17 protein-coding genes are annotated in these 17646 nt (G+C 33.6%); 11 read left to right on the top strand and 6 right to left on the bottom strand.

What is annotated here, in order from left to right; genetic code table 11:
* Nucleotides 1-20: 20 nt before the first annotated feature.
* From serS to NCC77_RS06025, 3 genes are all read right to left on the bottom strand, one after another.
* A complete protein-coding gene (gene serS, locus NCC77_RS06035) occupies nt 21-1292 on the bottom strand; it encodes a serine--tRNA ligase (protein WP_250834782.1) in 1272 nt (423 codons plus the stop codon).
* Nucleotides 1293-1450: 158 nt separating this feature from the next.
* Nucleotides 1451-2371, bottom strand: coding sequence for a hypothetical protein (locus NCC77_RS06030; RefSeq protein ID WP_250834781.1), 921 nt, complete (start codon nt 2369-2371; stop codon nt 1451-1453).
* A gap of 78 nt (nt 2372-2449) precedes the next feature.
* Complete coding sequence (locus NCC77_RS06025; RefSeq protein WP_250834780.1) at nt 2450-2989, bottom strand: DMP19 family protein; 540 nt, start codon at nt 2987-2989, stop codon at nt 2450-2452.
* Nucleotides 2990-3205: 216 nt separating this feature from the next.
* Between NCC77_RS06025 and NCC77_RS06020 the strand changes: the two genes are divergently transcribed.
* From NCC77_RS06020 to NCC77_RS06010, 3 genes are all read left to right on the top strand, one after another.
* Nucleotides 3206-3709 carry a hypothetical protein gene (locus tag NCC77_RS06020; RefSeq protein ID WP_250834779.1) on the top strand — a complete coding sequence of 168 codons (504 nt, stop codon included), beginning with the start codon at nt 3206-3208 and terminating at the stop codon, nt 3707-3709.
* 330 nt (nt 3710-4039) lie between these two features.
* Nucleotides 4040-4489 (top strand): protease complex subunit PrcB family protein, encoded by a 450-nt coding sequence (locus tag NCC77_RS06015; RefSeq protein WP_250834778.1) that lies wholly within the window; start codon nt 4040-4042, stop codon nt 4487-4489.
* A 30-nt stretch (nt 4490-4519) separates the two neighbouring features.
* Nucleotides 4520-4780, top strand: a complete 261-nt coding sequence (locus tag NCC77_RS06010) for a hypothetical protein (RefSeq protein WP_250834777.1) — start codon at nt 4520-4522, stop codon at nt 4778-4780.
* Between the two features lie 16 nt (nt 4781-4796).
* Here the strand turns inward: NCC77_RS06010 and NCC77_RS06005 are convergent, their stop codons facing one another.
* Complete coding sequence (locus tag NCC77_RS06005; protein WP_250834776.1) at nt 4797-6296, bottom strand: patatin-like phospholipase family protein; 1500 nt, start codon at nt 6294-6296, stop codon at nt 4797-4799.
* A 288-nt stretch (nt 6297-6584) separates the two neighbouring features.
* Between NCC77_RS06005 and NCC77_RS06000 the strand changes: the two genes are divergently transcribed.
* Nucleotides 6585-7487, top strand: a complete 903-nt coding sequence (locus NCC77_RS06000) for a PhzF family phenazine biosynthesis protein (protein ID WP_250834775.1) — start codon at nt 6585-6587, stop codon at nt 7485-7487.
* 15 nt (nt 7488-7502) lie between these two features.
* Entirely contained in the window at nt 7503-8093 is a 591-nt protein-coding gene (locus NCC77_RS05995; RefSeq protein ID WP_250834774.1) for a hypothetical protein, read from the top strand.
* 63 nt (nt 8094-8156) lie between these two features.
* On the opposite strand, the gene NCC77_RS05990 is transcribed toward NCC77_RS05995, so the two are convergent.
* Entirely contained in the window at nt 8157-8384 is a 228-nt protein-coding gene (locus tag NCC77_RS05990; protein WP_012022943.1) for a CDGSH iron-sulfur domain-containing protein, read from the bottom strand.
* A 318-nt stretch (nt 8385-8702) separates the two neighbouring features.
* Entirely contained in the window at nt 8703-10202 is a 1500-nt protein-coding gene (locus tag NCC77_RS05985; RefSeq protein ID WP_250834773.1) for a family 43 glycosylhydrolase, read from the bottom strand.
* A 448-nt stretch (nt 10203-10650) separates the two neighbouring features.
* On the opposite strand from NCC77_RS05985, the gene metG reads away from it, so the two are divergent.
* The 6 genes from metG to NCC77_RS05955 all read left to right on the top strand — a co-directional run bounded on the left by metG (nt 10651) and on the right by NCC77_RS05955 (nt 17642).
* Nucleotides 10651-12786, top strand: coding sequence for a methionine--tRNA ligase (gene metG, locus NCC77_RS05980; protein WP_250834772.1), 2136 nt, complete (start codon nt 10651-10653; stop codon nt 12784-12786).
* A gap of 370 nt (nt 12787-13156) precedes the next feature.
* Nucleotides 13157-13435, top strand: a complete 279-nt coding sequence (locus NCC77_RS05975) for a hypothetical protein (RefSeq protein ID WP_250834771.1) — start codon at nt 13157-13159, stop codon at nt 13433-13435.
* 146 nt (nt 13436-13581) lie between these two features.
* Nucleotides 13582-15033 (top strand): hypothetical protein, encoded by a 1452-nt coding sequence (locus tag NCC77_RS05970; RefSeq protein WP_250834770.1) that lies wholly within the window; start codon nt 13582-13584, stop codon nt 15031-15033.
* A 120-nt stretch (nt 15034-15153) separates the two neighbouring features.
* Nucleotides 15154-16038, top strand: a complete 885-nt coding sequence (locus NCC77_RS05965; RefSeq protein WP_250834769.1) for a DMT family transporter — start codon at nt 15154-15156, stop codon at nt 16036-16038.
* Between the two features lie 267 nt (nt 16039-16305).
* The gene (locus tag NCC77_RS05960; RefSeq protein WP_250834768.1) at nt 16306-17013 is read left to right on the top strand and encodes an HAD family hydrolase; all 708 of its coding nucleotides are present in this window, start codon (nt 16306-16308) and stop codon (nt 17011-17013) included.
* Entirely contained in the window at nt 17013-17642 is a 630-nt protein-coding gene (locus NCC77_RS05955; RefSeq protein WP_250834767.1) for a chloramphenicol acetyltransferase, read from the top strand. The genes NCC77_RS05960 and NCC77_RS05955 overlap by 1 nt, the downstream gene beginning before the upstream one ends.
* Nucleotides 17643-17646: the final 4 nt, after the last annotated feature.

Here is a 17646-nt window from a genome sequence, read left to right as displayed (position 1 = left end):
ATCTTAAAAACTATCTTTTTTTAGTTTATAATATCAAATCCACAGTAAGGACGTAAAACTTCTGGGATTACGATTCCTTCTGGAGTTTGGTAATTTTCTATAATTCCGGCCAAAACTCTAGGAAGCGCCAATGAACTTCCGTTAAGTGTATGCGCCAATTGATTCTTTCCATCTTTGTCTTTAAAACGTAATTTCAAGCGATTTGCCTGGAACGTTTCAAAGTTAGAAACAGAACTGATTTCTAACCAGCGGTCTTGTGCTGTAGAAAACACTTCAAAATCATACGTTAAAGCAGATGTGAATCCCATATCGCCACCGCAAAGGCGTAAAACTCTGTAAGGTAATTTTAATTCTTTTAAAATGTCTTTTACATGTTCTACCATTCCGTCTAAAGCCGCATAAGAATTATCAGGATGCTCCACACGCACAATTTCAACTTTATCAAATTGGTGCAAACGGTTTAATCCGCGAACGTGTGCTCCGTAAGAACCCGCTTCACGACGGAAACATGGCGTATACGCTGTATGTAAAACTGGCAATTCACTTTCGTTCAAAATAACATCACGGAATAAATTCGTAACTGGAACCTCAGCCGTTGGAATCAAATATAAATCATCAATTGTAGAATGATACATTTGTCCTTCTTTGTCTGGTAATTGTCCCGTTCCAAAACCTGAAGCTTCGTTTACCAAATGCGGCACCTGAACTTCATTGTATCCTGCTGCAGTATTTTTGTCTAAAAAGTAATTGATTAAAGCACGTTGTAAACGAGCTCCTTTTCCTTTGTAAACAGGAAATCCTGCCCCAGTAATTTTTACACCCAATTCAAAATCGATGATATCGTATTTCTTTACCAATTCCCAGTGCGGTTGTGCGCCTTCATGCAAAACTGGAATATCTCCTTCTTGGAAAACATTCAAATTGTCATCTGGCGTTTTTCCTTCAGGAACAATATCTGCTGGAAGGTTTGGTAAAGTGTATAATTTATTGGTTAACTCAACAGCCAAAGCTTCTGCTTTTTCGCTCAGTTCTTTACTTTTCTCTTTTAGTGAAACTGTTTTTTCTTTTAAGATTGCGGCTTTCGCTTTCTCTCCTGCTTTCATCAATTCACCAATATCTTTGGACAATTTATTAGATTCTGATAAAGTATTGTCTAATTCCACCTGTGCAGCACGACGATTTTCGTCTAATTGAACCACCTCTTCAACAACGCTTTTAGCATCGATATTTCGTTTTGCTAAAGCTTTGATTACTTTCTCTTGATTTTCTCTAATAAATGCAATTTGTAACATAGCTTGATTTTTATAACTATTGTATTTTTTATAACGGAAGCAAATTTAAGGAAATGTTTGTTAACAATAGGTCAAAGTTTTGCAGTAAAACCGAAATCTCCTATAAACAGCAAAAGCACTATAAAAGTGCCCTTGATGTTATTCGCTTTTTTTGAATTTTACTCCAGAAAACGATGTCTGTCGTCTCTGTGAAAAGCGTATTCTCTTCCGTTATACTTAATCTTCTCTAATTCTTTTTTAATTTTCAGATCGTTTTTTTCTGCAATTCCATTTTCAGAATCACTTTCGACCGCTTCTTCATACGAAAAGTTTTTGGTTATAATCAAATCGAAATAACCATTCGTTTTATGATCCGAAAAGCTCATGCCGGTTTCTAGTGTTTCTACTTGAAAAGTCCCGCTTCCGTTAGAATCGCCATTCGTTAATCGAATTGGATATTCGTATAAGACCTTTTTAATTTCATTGTCAGCCAAAGTAACCAATGTAAATTTCTTCTCCGAATACAAAACAATTCTACTGCTTGCACTCGCTTCTGTGTAAAAGGCAATTGCTGGAGTATTTTCGTTTAAAAAAACAAGTTCTTTCAAAATATGCGATTTTGAAAACTGAATGGCTTCATTATCGTAATAACCTAGATTCTCATCAAATTCTTCGGCAATTATGCTTCCGTCTTCACTATTCACGAATAAGTATTTACGCTGAAAATAATTTCCCATTTCTTCTTCATCTGGAGATTTCAACACTTTTTTATCGTGTGCCACAGTTGTCAGGACAAAAAAAGTGGTTTGATTATCATAATTGATGGAACTCGATTCGGCAATTTTAATATCTGAATATTTGATTTTTAAGTTTGATGCCACTATGGCGAGCAACTTCAGATTCATTTCTTTAGAATCTTCGATCTCATCCAGATTTTTAAAAATGAGTTTTTTTATTGGTTTTTTATTAAGACCAAGATGTGCTTGTGTTTCCGAAAGCAGTTCCTGATACTCAACCTCGGCATCGTTTGGAACCTTTTCATTTTTCCCGCAAGAAAACAAAAACATCAAAACGGTGCTTAAAAGAATCGTTTTTTTCATAGGCTTAGGTTTGTTAGAAATTTTAGGGCATTTCAAATATATAATTTTCTTACAAACCACCGCAAAAAAAATAAAAACTTAATCTCTCTTAATTTCGTGTCCTATAAACTCTTCCAGTGTGGCAAACATTTCTTCTACCGAAAGCACTTCTGTATCGGGATGCGATTTTAAGAATGCAGCATTCAATTCAACCAAATTTTCATCCAATTCAAAATAAGCATTGTTGTTTAGCAAATCTTTGAAAGCATTTGGAGTATCGTATTTCTCTTTTAGAAATTTCCCTAATTTGATAGTACTCTGCAAACGCAGCTTACGGCATTGCTCTTTAAACAATTCCAAATGTTTTTCTGCGCCAATTAAAGCTAAACCTTCTTCGATTAATTCGTTCAATTCTTTATTCCACCCCGAATCATAAACAAACTTCGAAAAATTTCCTTCGGCATACTTTGAAGCGTAAAAATCTAAATAATAACTCATTAAAGCATCTTCGTGAATTAAATCGTCGTCTATCTTTTCTTCGCGCATTAAATTGATTACTGAAATATTCGAATTGACAACGTCTTGCGGATTTTCACTGTTCGCTGCAGTTTCTGAAATTATGATTTTACCGAATTCCATTTGTATTTATATTTAAAAGATTGTGATGCAAAGTTGAGAGAAATAATAATATAAATTACATTTTTTTGCACGTTTCCTTGCTTATCGAGCTGTAATTTCGTCGTCCCTAAATAGAAAAACTGTATTTTAGCACTATCCCAAACTCTTCCGCCAATTAAAAACTTCCAAATAATACATCTCAAAAATGTATCATTTAGACTACTCCATAGATTTAAAATGAAAAAGATAATACGTACTCTTATTAGTTCTTTTGGAAATAATGACAGCACTAATTTTGAAAAAACATTTACTTATCTGGAAGAAGTTGGAAAAATACTGCCTCAGTCCAAAATTTGTTTCGATCTTTTAAAAAAGTTGAATTTTCAAACTACAGATTCAGAATCAGACTCTTTAATAACAGCCTTACATAAAACACAATATCCATCAAACCCCACCGATCATTTTTATTTCTTTTTTCCAATAGTAAGCCATATTCTTTACTATAAACCTTTATATGAAAAAGAAATTTTAAAATATTTAATAGGTCCAAACTTTGCGAACGGCACATCTGAAGTTGAAGAAATGATAGACGTCATTAATGGCGCCATGAAGTATAAACTAAACGAAAATCAAAACTACCTCAGCAAAGAAAGCCAAGATTGGATTACCAACGAATTGCCAAAATTGAAAAATGAAGTACAACGCGAAATAGATATTTGCTGGAAAGAACTTGAAGACTAAATTTTATGGCGATAAACTTGGATCAGAATGATGGCAAAGTCGTTGAATTTTGGCATGAAAGCGGAGAACTTTATTACACAAATAAGTCGTTTCAAACTTATATAAGAAAACAAATGCTAATAGATGAAAACGGTATGAAGTAAAATAAAACCTTTTGCATCACATTTATTTGCTATTGAGCACAATCTTTCTTCAAAATTAGCGTTATCTTTATCTAATAAAAGATGCAGATAAAACTAAACACCTTTTACGCAACTATTTGAACAAAAATGCATCTGTTTATATAGAGAAGACTTTAAACAAAAAGTCTTTGCAACCAAAACCAAAACCATGAAAAGGATTATCCTAATATTTAGCATATTGCTAGCTTTAACGAGTTGCGAGAATGAGGACTTACCAAATTCTGATGTGCAATATTCGTTAATAGCTAAAGGAGATTCTTTTCCAAATGATGAAAGTCTTGCGCCAATACATTTGATTATTAAAGATCAAAAAGCTTGGGATAAATTGATTGCAGAAATGAATGTTTCTACCAATTTGTCTAAAGATTTTAAAGAAATTAATATTGATTTTAGCAAATATCAAGTTATTGCGGTTATAGATAAAACTCAAAACACAGAAGGTCATTCGATAGATATTGTTGAAATTACCGAAAACCGAAATACGATAATTGTAAAAGTAGAAAGACTAAAAAGCGGCAATAGCACTTTAAAACTATCCAGACCTTACGACATTATCAAAACAGATAAGACAGACAAAAAAGTTATTTTTGAGCAATAATCTTTATAATTACAACTTTTAAAGTCTTTAATGGATACTCCAAAAATAAAAGAAAATCAATTTGCTGTTGGACAAGCAGAATACACTACTGGAATAATATTAAAGAAAAACAATCAATATTATAACTCAGGAGAAGACATTCTTGAAGTTTACTCCATATTTGAAAATTTAGAATTAGCGAAAGCATTTACAGAAGAAGGCATTTCTAAAAATTCAAACATCGAATTTTTTATTCGCAATCATAAATCTGAGACAGTATACGTTGTCGATCAAAAAGGAGAAAGAAAATAAACGCTTCAAATTCAGACTAAATTCCCTTATTCTCCACTAGCAAATCTTTCAATTCATTGGTTTTTAAATAAGCGGCAAAACGTCCAGATAGCAATAACATTTCTTTTTCTTCTGGAGTTGTTTTTAGTTTGGTTTCAACATGCGAAGCATATTCATAAAGCATTAAAAGTTTACCTGCGTCAAAATCTTTAAATTTTTCCTTATCCAAGCTAGAAAGAATAGGTTCGCCGTATTTATCTTTCTTAAAACTATCTGCACCAAATTTTGCAATCAATTCTGCTTTAAAACTATCATGAAGTTTCAGCCAATTTCCGGCGTCATCATCGGTTTCTTTCAATTGTGAGACTAAATCTTCATAAACTTGATCTTTTTTTAAGGTTAGTAAATAATCACGCAAAGTCGTAAAACCAATAACTTGATAATTTGAAGTCGGAATTTTATATTTTTCCAGCACATTTTCGACATCTTTCTCGAAAGTCATATATCTGGTTTGAACCGTATATAAAGAAGCGGTTTCCAGCAAAGAAAGCAATCCGATTTTACCATCGTTTATAAAAGGCGCTTTCTTTCCTTGCCCTAAACAATCGATAAAAAGTGCTTTTTTGTTTTTGTCTTTAACTTTAGAATCATTGTGAAGCAGTTCTATCAAAGTTTCGTAACCCATATTATCTGAAGCGCCACCATCAATCACACATAAAATTTTATCTTGATTTTTGATTCCGAATTTCGTTTTAGGAAGAACTCCAGGAAAAGCCGAACTAGCCGTAATCGCATAAGTCAGCGGAAAATCATACCCATTATTAATATGATTTTCGTCAAGCGAAAGTGAAGCTTTATTTGGAGCCAAAGACGAATTGATTTTTAAGGCTCGAATAATATGTGGCATAAACGGAAAGCGTTCTCCATTGTTGTAAGCCGTTCCATTAGCCACCATAATGGGCAACTGCGGATTGAGTTTGCTGTCTTTCGGAATAAAGAAATCCGATAAAAGCATTTGAGTCTTAAACTTATTCTGATTTTCTGGATTGGAGCTATCGTATTGCAAAACCTCCAGATCAAGACGCTGTGCCATCGAGACTTTTTCTCCTTTTTCGTTTCTGCCATTATTTAAAAGAGAAAAAATAGTAGCCGATTTATTGACATCCGATTTGAAAGCATCGGCTTTTGAAAAATAAAATTCGTTAAAAGAACAATTATCATATTGCAATCTGTTTTTCAGAATTGTCAAGTAATATCCTGCCGAATAGCATCCGCCAGAAACAGTAGAGAAATAATCGATTTCATTTAGAAAATTATGACTCGAATTATCTTCTTGAATTTCTTCCAATCCCAAAAGAATACCCATGCTAAAAAACTGCGCTCTCGATCCGCCTCCAGAAATAGCAACTCCCAAAGCAATATTTGGATTTTGGATTCGGTTGTCGCGATCTTGAACCGATTTGTATTCGTTTAAATTGACTGCAGGAATAGAATTATAGTTAATCTCAGAAAAAAGATTAATCTTATTTTGAGCCATCCCTTCATTTATTAGAAAAAGAAAAAAGAATCCTATCGAAAGCTTTTTAAACATCATAAAAACGACTACATTATTTTGAAGTTTTAAAATTAACTGAATTAATTCAAAATGAAATCCTTGCCTAGGATTTTTTAACTTTTCTCCTTTTGTTTTTTGATTTCGAAAGCCAACTTTTAACTAAAAAGTAATGCTAAAATAACCATGAAAAACAAAACGTGTCTATGAAATACAAGAATAAACCGTAATTTTATTCCATTAAGAATCATTTTAGATTCAAAACAGGAAAATATGAACGGAAGAAAAGTATTAGAATATTACGTTTTAGACGTATTCTCCAACGAAAGCTATAAAGGAAATCCGCTTTCTGTAGTTTTTACAGACGGAAATCTAAAACTAGAAACTTATCAGGATATTTCTAGGGAATTTCGCTATTCTGAAACCTCATTTGTCTATTATTCTACAAGAGAAAAATCACTAGTAGTCCGTTCATTTACTCCGACCGGAATCGAAATCGATGGTGCAGGTCACAATTTATTAGGCGCAGTCTGCGGAGCTCTCCTAAAAGGAATCCCCATTTTTGAGGAGCAAAATGAAAGCGAACCGTTTGTAATTATGAACCACTCGGCAATTCCATTAACAGTAAGTTTCGATTTGGATAATTATTCACCAGTTGTTCAAATGCATCAAAAATCGGCAGTTATAAAAAACGAAATTCCAACTTATAGAATTGCGGTCGCGCTGGGATTAAAGATTGAAGATTTGGATGTAAATTCTTTTGTTCCAACCATAGTTAAAACAGAAGTTGCACATACAATGGTTCCTATAAAAAACAGCCAGATATTGAACAGTTTTGTTCCAGACAACCAGCTTTTAATTCAGATCTCAAAAGAATATAATTTCGAAGGCTTTTATTGTTTCGCTCCCGCAGAGGAAGGTCAGGATCATATAGTAGAAACAAGGTTTTTTAATCCGATAATCGGGATAAATGAAGACCCTGCGACGGGAACAGCCGCTGGCCCTTTAATTGGTTTTTTAACGCAAAAGAAATTTACTAAACCAGATAAAGAGTATAAAATTCTTCAAGGAGTTAAATTAAAGCAGCCCTCAATGATTGAAGTCATGAATCGTGACGAAGATATTCTGGTTGGTGGTTCTTCGATTATTACTATGAAAGGAGAATTATATGTTTAATATAAACAAACAGTAATGAAAAAAACTGCATTCTTACTCTTTCTAATTCTGTTAGGTTGTAATAACTCTAACTATGAGTCATTACGCCCAGAAAAAGTAGATACGGAAAGCCTTCTAAAAAAAATTAATCCAAATAAAGCTTATGATTATTGGGAAGTAAACTTTTGCTTATCGATTACACCTAAAACTATTTTTCATAAAGGAGATAAAAAATTAAAAAATCGATATAATTACACCCCAGTTTATGGTGGTTTTTTTCAAGGTTGCCAACCAGTTTCTTGTTCCTATACTGTGGCTTATTTAGAAAATGCCAAATGGAATTATATTTATGATGAAAAAGAATTGGCTTCTTTTATAAATAAAATTGATAATCCAGAAGAAGCTTTTCTAATTGCTAAAATCCATGATTTTAATATTGATCCATATAACCCAAAAGGAAATGGTTATCTCAAAACAAAAAATGGTTATGATTTAAAAGTCATGAAATATATCAACTGTCCCGAATCCAAAGAATCATTTATCGTTTCTATAGATTCATCGGGGCAATTAAAAAAAATAGAAAGTCAAGGTTTTTATTTAAAAACTAAAAACTGCATCGTATATTAAATCAAACAAAAAAACCGCATCTGGCAGAATGCGGTTTAACTATTTAAAACTAGATAATTCTTCTTAGTTCGTTTTCATTGGTGGCAAATCAAACGCAACAGAATCGTGTTCGAAATTGTTTCTGTGTCCTCCATCGCAGAATGGTTTGTTTGCAGATAATCCGCAACGGCAAAGACCTAATGCAGATCTTCCTTGTAAACCGTAAAGTGCTCCTTCTGGATCCATAATTTCAAAATCACCTTCGATTTTGATTGACCCATTTTTATTGATGATTAATTTAGTCTTGCTCATAAGTTTGTTTTTTTTCGAGTGCAAAGATTGCGAAATATATTCTCATTTATAAGCGGGAAACGTAGTTTAAACTGGTTCTATTTTATTGAGGGGATTTGCCACGAAGACGCTAAGGCGCTAAGTTTTTTTTAAAGAATCGAAGTTTCTTAACTAAGTATCTGTGCTAATCTGCCAAAATCTTTTAAAATCTGCGTGAAGCAATAAAATTTAGCGCCTTAGTGTCTTAGTGGCAAAAAACTAAAACATATTGTTGCACGCAGATTTTAATAGATTCTTAATAAAAATCTTAGCGTCTTTGTGCCTTAGCGGCAAAAAAACCTACAGCGTCTTGTAAACAAAATTCTTAAATTTCACACTTCCCTTTCCAATAGAACAAAGACCAATTCTTAATCCCAAAAATCCGCTTAAGACATTATGATTGTATCCTGAAACCTCAACTGAATTCTCGATTTTCTTCCAGTCTTTTCCGTCTAAACTGTAAAACATATCTACTGTGTTTTTGATATTCTTTAAACGAAGAAAGACTTTTCTATTATGTGTGTTTTTTTCTGTTGGAAACTGCCAACCTCTCAAGTTTGCCAAAATGTTGTTCTGATCGGCTAGTATTCCAGAGTAATATTTATTATCGTAAAAAAGCGTTAATCCGCCTGTTGCGTTGCCTTCAATTTCCATTTCAACTTCAGCCATATACGAATGTCCACCTGGAACAACTACTAGAGGAGAACTGTTTCCTACTCCGTCGCCTTTTCCTTCAATAGTTAAAGTGTTATTGGCAACTTTAAATCTTGAAGCTTCTACTCCACTATAAAACTTCCATTGCGGTTTAAGAGCCGAACCTCCAAAATTGTCACTCAGAGAAAATTCAGGAAGCGTTTTTCCTTCTGGTTTTGCAATTGGTTTATCGGTCTGAATGTTATCTGGAATTTTATACCAGCCGTCTTTTGTCCATTCAACCGGCTGCAATAAAGTCTGACGTCCTAAGTTGTAATAATCCTTTTCGTAACCATGAAAAATCATCCACCATTTTCCGTTTGCATCTTCAAAAACGGTGCTGTGTCCTTTTGACCACCAAGTTTCAGAACTGCTATTGGTTCTCACAATCGGATTATATGGCGAGTTTTCCCAAGGACCAAATGGCGATTTTGATCTTGACGAAATGACCATATGACTTGTTGCGGGTCCAGCTGTTCCGCCTTCGGCAACCGTTAAATAATAATATTCTCCACGCTTGAATAATTTTGGCCCTTCCATACAAAAACATTCAATGCTCCATTCACGCGGAATTTTCCATCCGTCATAAACATGTTTTAATTCGCTTGTTACCGAAAGCCCGTCTTTGGATAAAGCCACATAACCTCCGTTACTGAAATATAAATATCTATTCCCTTTATCATCTGTTACGTGTCCAGGATCAATATTTCCGATTTTTAAATCGACAGGTTCACTCCAAGGTCCGTTTATAGAATCGGCTGAAACTACGAAGTTGGTATTATTTGCTGGGAAATAGATGTAATATTTATTGTTGTACTTGATTAAATCGGGTGCCCAAACTGCTCCAACATATTTGTGAAGCGCATTTGTAACCGGTTCCCAATTCATTAAATCGGTAGAATGCCAAATTAAAAGTCCTGGATAATAATCGAATGAAGAATGAACGACATAATAATCTTTTCCGTCGCGCAACAAACTCGGATCGGGATAATCGCCGGCAAAAATTGGATTTGAATACTGTCCTTGCTTTAAATCCTTTTCTAATTGTGATTGAGAATAACCACAAAGCGAAAACAATACTAAAAAGGTTAGATATATTTTATTCATGATGTATGTTTTGATATTTTTTTCAAATATAGTCAAAAAGACCATAAGGTTTTAATGGAGTGAAATTTTGTTGAGTTTTTACACAGAGATGCACGAAGAATTTCGCAGAGATTCGCAAAGTTTTTTATGAAAGAAGTTAAAAATAATCTCGCAAAGTCGCAGAGGCGCGAAGTTTTTAGGAATAGTTTGTCATTTCGAGGAACGAGAAATCTCCACAAAGATTGGCTATTTTAGGAGCGGAGTTACTCGCGGAGATTTCTCGTTCCTCGAAATGACAAACTGCATGGTTAATCCTTACCTTGAAACAAAAACTTTGCGACTCTGCGACTTTGCGAGAGCCAAATTCAAAAAAATCTTAGCGAATCTCTGTGCTTTTTCTTCGTGAATCTTCGTGTAATATTAAAATCTCAAATCTATTGCTTATTTTTGCACTCAATAAAATTGAATTATGATACAAGATCCAAAGAGATATACGATCACGGCGGCATTGCCTTACACCAACGGACCTATTCATATTGGTCACTTGGCGGGAGTTTATGTGCCTGCAGATATATATTCGAGATATTTAAGATTGCAAGGAAAAGATGTAGCATTTATTTGCGGAAGCGATGAACACGGAGTTGCAATTTCGATGAAAGCCAAAAAAGAAGGAATTACACCACAGCAAGTTATTGATAAATATGACGGGATTATCCGTAAATCGTTTGAAGATTTTGGGATTTCATTCAACAACTATTCAAGAACTTCGGCAAAAATTCATCACGACACAGCTTCGGAATTCTTTAGAACATTGTATGATAAAGGCGATTTTATTGAAGAAGTTACAGAGCAATTGTACGATGCAAAAGCAAATCAGTTTTTAGCAGACCGTTTTGTTGTGGGAACTTGTCCAAAATGTGGTAATGATGGAGCTTACGGAGATCAGTGCGAAAATTGCGGATCTACTTTGAACGCGACTGATTTGATCAACCCAAAATCGACAATTACCGGAGAAACTCCTATTCTTAAAGAAACAAAACACTGGTTTTTACCTTTAGACCGTTATTCTGATTTCTTAACGGAATGGATTTTAGTTGGACATAAAAACGATTGGAAAACGAATGTTTACGGACAAGTAAAATCTTGGATCGACGCAGGATTAGAACCTCGTGCAGTAACGCGTGACTTAGACTGGGGAATTGATGTTCCTGTTGAAGGTGCCGAAGGCAAAAAACTATATGTTTGGTTTGACGCGCCAATTGGTTACATTTCTTCTACAAAAGAATGGGCTGCGCGCGAAGGAAAAAATTGGGAACCGTATTGGAAAGATGAAGAAACGAAATTGGTTCACTTTATCGGAAAAGACAATATTGTTTTTCACTGTATCATTTTCCCAGCAATGTTAAAAGCTGAAGGAAGCTATATTTTACCAGACAACGTTCCTGCAAATGAGTTTTTGAACTTGGAAGGAAACAAACTTTCGACATCTAAAAACTGGGCCGTTTGGTTACACGAATATTTAGAAGAGTTTCCAGATAAGCAAGATGTTTTACGTTATGCTTTAACATCAAACGCTCCTGAAACAAAAGATAACGACTTTACTTGGAAAGATTTCCAAGCTAGAAATAACAACGAATTGGTTGCCGTTTTCGGAAACTTCGTGAATCGTGTTGTGGTTTTAACCAACAAATATTACGATGGCATTATCCCAACTCCAAACGAATTCTCAGAAGTTGATGAACAAACTTTAAACGAATTAAAAGCGTATCCAGCTGTGATTGCAAGTTCGGTGGAACGTTACAGATTCCGTGAAGCTTTAGGCGAATTGATGAATGTTGCTCGTTTAGGAAATAAATACCTTGCAGACGAAGAGCCTTGGAAAGTAATGAAAGACAATCCAGAGCGTGTAAAAACTCAAATGTATGTGGCCTTGCAAATTGCTGCAGCGTTGAGCGTTTTAGCTGAACCGTTTTTACCTTTTACTGCTGCGAAACTTTCTAAAATATTGAATTTGGCTGACCTTAAAGAGTATTTTGCAGGTTTCAGTAAATTCTTGAAAGAGAAAGATCGCGATGCAAAAGACATCTTTATTGAGAAAACTTTAGGTTGGAATGACATTTCTGAAAATTCAGATTTAATTCCAGCAGGACATAAAATTGGCGAGGCAGAATTGCTTTTTGCTAAAATTGAAGACGAAGAAATACAAAAACAAGTAGATAAATTGGAAGCGACAAAAACCGCAAATATTGCTGAAAACAAACAAGCAGAACCACAAAAAGATTTAATTCAGTTTGATGATTTTGCGAAAATGGATATCCGTATCGGAACTATTTTAGAGGCTGAAAAAATGCCAAAAGCAAACAAACTTCTAGTTCTAAAAGTAGATACTGGAATTGATGTTCGTACAATTGTTTCAGGAATTGCTGAAAGTTTTTCGCCAGAAGAAATTATCGGAAAACGTGTTTCTGTATTAGCAAACCTTGCTCCAAGAGCTTTACGCGGTGTTGAAAGTCAAGGAATGATCTTGATGACAACAAACGCTGAAGGAAAATTGGTTTTTGTTAATCCAGATGCTGATGCGCCAAATGGAGCTACAGTAAACTAAAGATTTTAAAAGATGTGTAATAACACATCTTTTTTTTATCTCTTTTAAGTTTATTTTGGCTGTCCTGCAAGGTTTTCAAAACCTTGTAGGTTTGAATAAATTGCCATACCTACAAGGTTTTGAAAACCTTGCAGGAATAAAAAAACAAAATAAAATTCCTACATTTTGTTGTTTCTTTTCAAAATCCTTTTTGTAAGTTTGTTCTGCAAAAAATACACTATAGGATTTATTTAGGAACTTTCAAACAAAGTTAACATAAGCGAATCCCTCGTCATGATGTCCCTGCGGAAACAATGGGAAAACCTATCCCTATGGGGTATTTTTTGCACATCTAAAACGAGGGATTCGTGCGTTTAATATTTTCAGGTTTATGCAAAAAAGAGAAAATCAAAAACCGACACATCAAGATGTAATGCCATCGATGGCAAAATTCCTTTCAGATTTATGGTTTGAAGGCGATTTTAGAGAACAGCCCCATTATCTATCTGAAATTTTCAAGCGAATTCTTGAAACAGAATTGGGAGATGACAAAGAGCTAAGATCAAAAATGATGGAATGCATCAAAACTAGTGAAATGCTTGCCGAAACACTCGAACCGTTTTCGGATAAACAAATTCAGAAAGCTTGCAGTAAATTTGCAATTAATTAAAACTAAAAAAGCGCATGAAAATAAGGTTAATTTCATGCGCTTTTATTTTCTAAAACACATCAGTATCGATTTTTATAAAAATAGTTTTCATTCAAAAAAAATTTCGATATTCGCCCAAAAAAACAAACCAAAAACAAATCATATTGATGTTGAAAAAAATACTCTATTCCTGCTTATTTCTAAGCAGTTTAAATTCATTTTCGCAAGAAATTGTAAATTCTGTTCCTATTGAATTAAAGAAAAATCGCGATATTTTTCAAGTTGTAAACAATGAAAAAAAAGATGTTACATTATTTATCAGTGATAAAATAAAAGTAAAAGCAATTCATCTAGACCAAAATATGAAAATTGTTGATAGTATTTCTGCCACAAGACCAGATACTAAAACTTACGATATGATGATTGGTTATAACAGTAGCAATAACAATCCTCGTTTATTTTGGGCATCTAATGATTACGAAAAGGTTATTGCTCAATTATATAATATTAGCAGTCAAAAAGTTACAACACAAGAATATTCTCTTGCACTGAAAGAAGAAAAGCTTTTACAGAAATTTAGCGACACTGATAAGTTTTATCTTTTAAGCGTAATCAAAAAAAGTAATTCTTTAAAACTGCATATTTTTGACAAAAATGGTGTTTATTCGTCCAGAGTTATTTCTCTAGACGGATTTCATTTCTTCAAATCAGATTATACAAAATCTGATATCTATGGAATATTAGGGCAAAATTTACTTCCATTTGAAGCACCTTTTACCATTAAAAATATCAATGTTGACAATCCGACTTCATTAACAGATGCGGCAAGAAAAAGAAAATGTTATTTTAATAGCAAAACAATTGTTATAACCCTAGATACCAATTCAGATTATACACAAGCAATTATAATTGACTTAGATAAATTTTCGGCAACAGAAAGAATAGTTCGATCTCCAGGGATTTCTAATGTAACTACTTCAGGATATAAAATCGCTGTAACTTCGAATTCATTTTATTTTGACAATAAATTTTACATCTTAAAATCTTCAGAAGATCAATTTTTCTTTACCGTAAAAGATTTGGAAGATAACACCTTAAAAGAATTTACTGCAACATCTAATACTCCCATAGATTTTAAAAACTCCGAGATTTATCAAGAAGGAGGAGATTTTGGAGGAAAAAGAACCTTAACAAACAGCTCTCAATTCTTAAGAAAAATTATCAATTTAAATGCTGGGCTTTCTTGTTACCATATAGGAGAGAACACCCTTATTACTTTTGGTGGTATTTCTTCTGTTGGTCAATCTACCGGACAAGTCACAGCAAATCAATTTGGATTAATTGGGGCTTTAGTTGGGGCAGCATTCTTTAGTCCCACAATGGATAATTTTAATGCTTATGCCAATAGAAAAGTAGTTAAAATTGAAGGTCTTTTTGATAATCAAGACAATCATATAAAAGGTGATTTAAAGCCTTTGGCATTTGATAAAATCCGTACTTTCTTTGATGAGTATAAAGATGTCTCCTCTCAAATCTTGTTTAATATGGACGCAGTTTACTATTTAGGATATTATGATAACAAGACAAAAGAATATACAATTAGGAAATTTGTAGATTAATAATTAGAAAATAAAAAAGGCGTGAATAGTTAATTTTTAACCAATTCACGTCTTTTGCTTTCAAACTATTCCTTTTTGTGAGTTATCTTTGAAAAATAATACAAGAATAAAACACATTCAATGAAACTCACCAAACCAAGATTAGCCCTAATCTGCGGTATACTCTGCATATCTATTTTCCCGATATTGGTAAAATTACGTTTAACACCAGGATTAATTTCGGCTTTTTACCGAATGTTTTTCGCGGTCGTTCTGCTATTGCCTTATGTCCTTTTTAGCGGAAACTTTAAACTTCCAAAACTAAAATTTGCACTTTTGGCAATACTTTGCGGTGTTTTATTTTCGTCTGATGTTGCCGTTTGGAATATCGCTATTCAGGAATCAAGCGCGACTCAGGCTTCACTTTTAACCAATTTATCTCCGGTTTGGGTTGGTGTTGGTTCTTTCTTTTTTCTGAAAGCAAAACCTGCAACCAATTTTTGGATCGGAACATTGGTCGCTTTATTCGGAATGGTCACTTTGGTCGGTTTTGAGTTTTTTATCGATTTAAACTTTGATAAAGCATTTCTATTTGCTGTTTTATCGGGAATCTTATACTCAATTTATCTTTTGGTGAGTAAAAATGTTCTTTCTACAGTTGATGTTCTTTCGTTTATGACGATTAGTTTAATGGCTTCAAGCATTTATTTGGGAATTTTATGTTATTCATTAAACGAACCTTTCACAGGATTTACAGATATGGGCTGGTTTGTTTTGGTTCTTCAAGCTGTAATTTGTCAATTGTGTGCTTGGCTTTCGATTAGTTATGCGACTCAACACATGCGTGCTACAAGAGTTTCATTAAGTTTATTGAGTCAAGCTGTAATTACCTCCATTTTAGCTTGGTTGTTTTTGGAAGAACAAATAACTTTACAGATGGTTTTGGGCGGAATTATTCTGCTTTTCGGAATCCGAATTACGTTTTACGATAAAACGATTTCTTTGAAAGGGCTTTTTTCTAAGTAAAGAACAGCTCACAGATTTCCACAGATTTAAAGAATTAACACAGATTAATTTGTAAACTGTGAGTAAAAAATTTAAACACATAGAAACATAGATTTTTTTGTTTTTATTTAAGTTTGTTAAAAAAGCATGCTTTTACACATAGAAACTATGTGCATTTTAATTAGTGAAACGCCTTCATGCACAAAGTGAAACTATGTTTCTATGTATTTAAAATTATTTGAGAAAACCTGAAACAAAGAAAACCTTAAACTTGAAACAAAAAACTCTATGTTACATAAAACTAAAATACCAAACTTAAAAGTAATCGCATTTGATGCCGATGATACTTTGTTTGTAAACGAACCTTATTTCGAGGAAACCGAACATAAATTTTGCGCTTTGATGGAAGATTACCTTTCACATCAAGGCATTTCGCAGGAATTGTTCAAAATAGAAATTGCCAATCTGCCTTTGTATGGATATGGAATCAAAGGTTATATCCTTTCGATGATTGAAGCTGCGATGAATATTTCGAACAATACAATTCCTGTTGAAGTTATTGAAAAAATCATTCAATACGGAAAAGAATTACTCGAAAAACCAATCGAATTGCTAGACGGAATTGAAGAAACTCTTGAAGCTTTAAAAGGAAAATACAAATTGGTCGTTGCTACAAAAGGCGATTTGAAAGATCAGCACAGCAAATTGCATCGTTCTGGTTTGGGGCATTATTTTCATCATATCGAAGTAATGTCAGACAAACAAGAAATCGATTATCAAAAATTGCTTGGCCGTTTAGATATTGAGCCACACGAATTTTTGATGATCGGAAATTCATTAAAATCAGATGTTCTTCCTGTTTTAGGAATTGGCGGATATGCCGTTCACATTCCGTTTCACACTACTTGGGAACACGAAAAAATTAATCATACTATAGAACACGAGCATTTTAGTACATTTGAAACTATTGCAGAAGTCGTTCCGAATTTATTATAATGAAAACATTATTAGACCTAGAAAATTGGAATAGAAAAGAGCATTTTGCCCATTTTAAACAAATGGAAGAACCCTTTTTTGGAGTCACCGTAGAAATTGACTGCACCAAAGCGTATCAAACCGCAAAAAGTATAAACGCTTCTTTTTTCATTTTCTATTTACATAAAACTTTGGCTGCGGTAAACGCAATCGAAAATTTCAAATATCGCATTTCAGAAAACGAGATTTACATTAACGACCAAATAGATGCTTCTGCTACTATTGGTCGTGAAGATGGCACTTTCGGATTTTCTCTAATTGAATATCATCCAGATTTTAAAACATTCGAACAAATTGCCTTAACCGAAATCGAGCGTATTCAAAATACAACCGGACTTTTTACCAGATCTTTTGATGATGATAATCTGATTCATTTTTCGGCAATTCCGTGGTTGAATTTTAGTTCGATAACCCATGCACGCAGTTTTACGTATCCAGACAGCTGTCCGAAAATTTCTTTTGGCAAAATGATGGTTTCCGAAACTGGAAAAAGAACCATGTCGATGGCCGTTTATGTTCATCATGGTTTAATGGACGGAATGCATGTTGGTCAATTTGTAGATCTTTTTCAAGAGCTTATGAATCAATAAAATA

The sequence above is a fragment of the Flavobacterium tyrosinilyticum genome (genome assembly GCF_023656565.1).
Lineage (GTDB): Bacteria > Bacteroidota > Bacteroidia > Flavobacteriales > Flavobacteriaceae > Flavobacterium > Flavobacterium tyrosinilyticum.
Note: the sequence above shows the minus strand (reverse complement) of the source record. Positions and strands in the feature narration are given on the sequence as shown.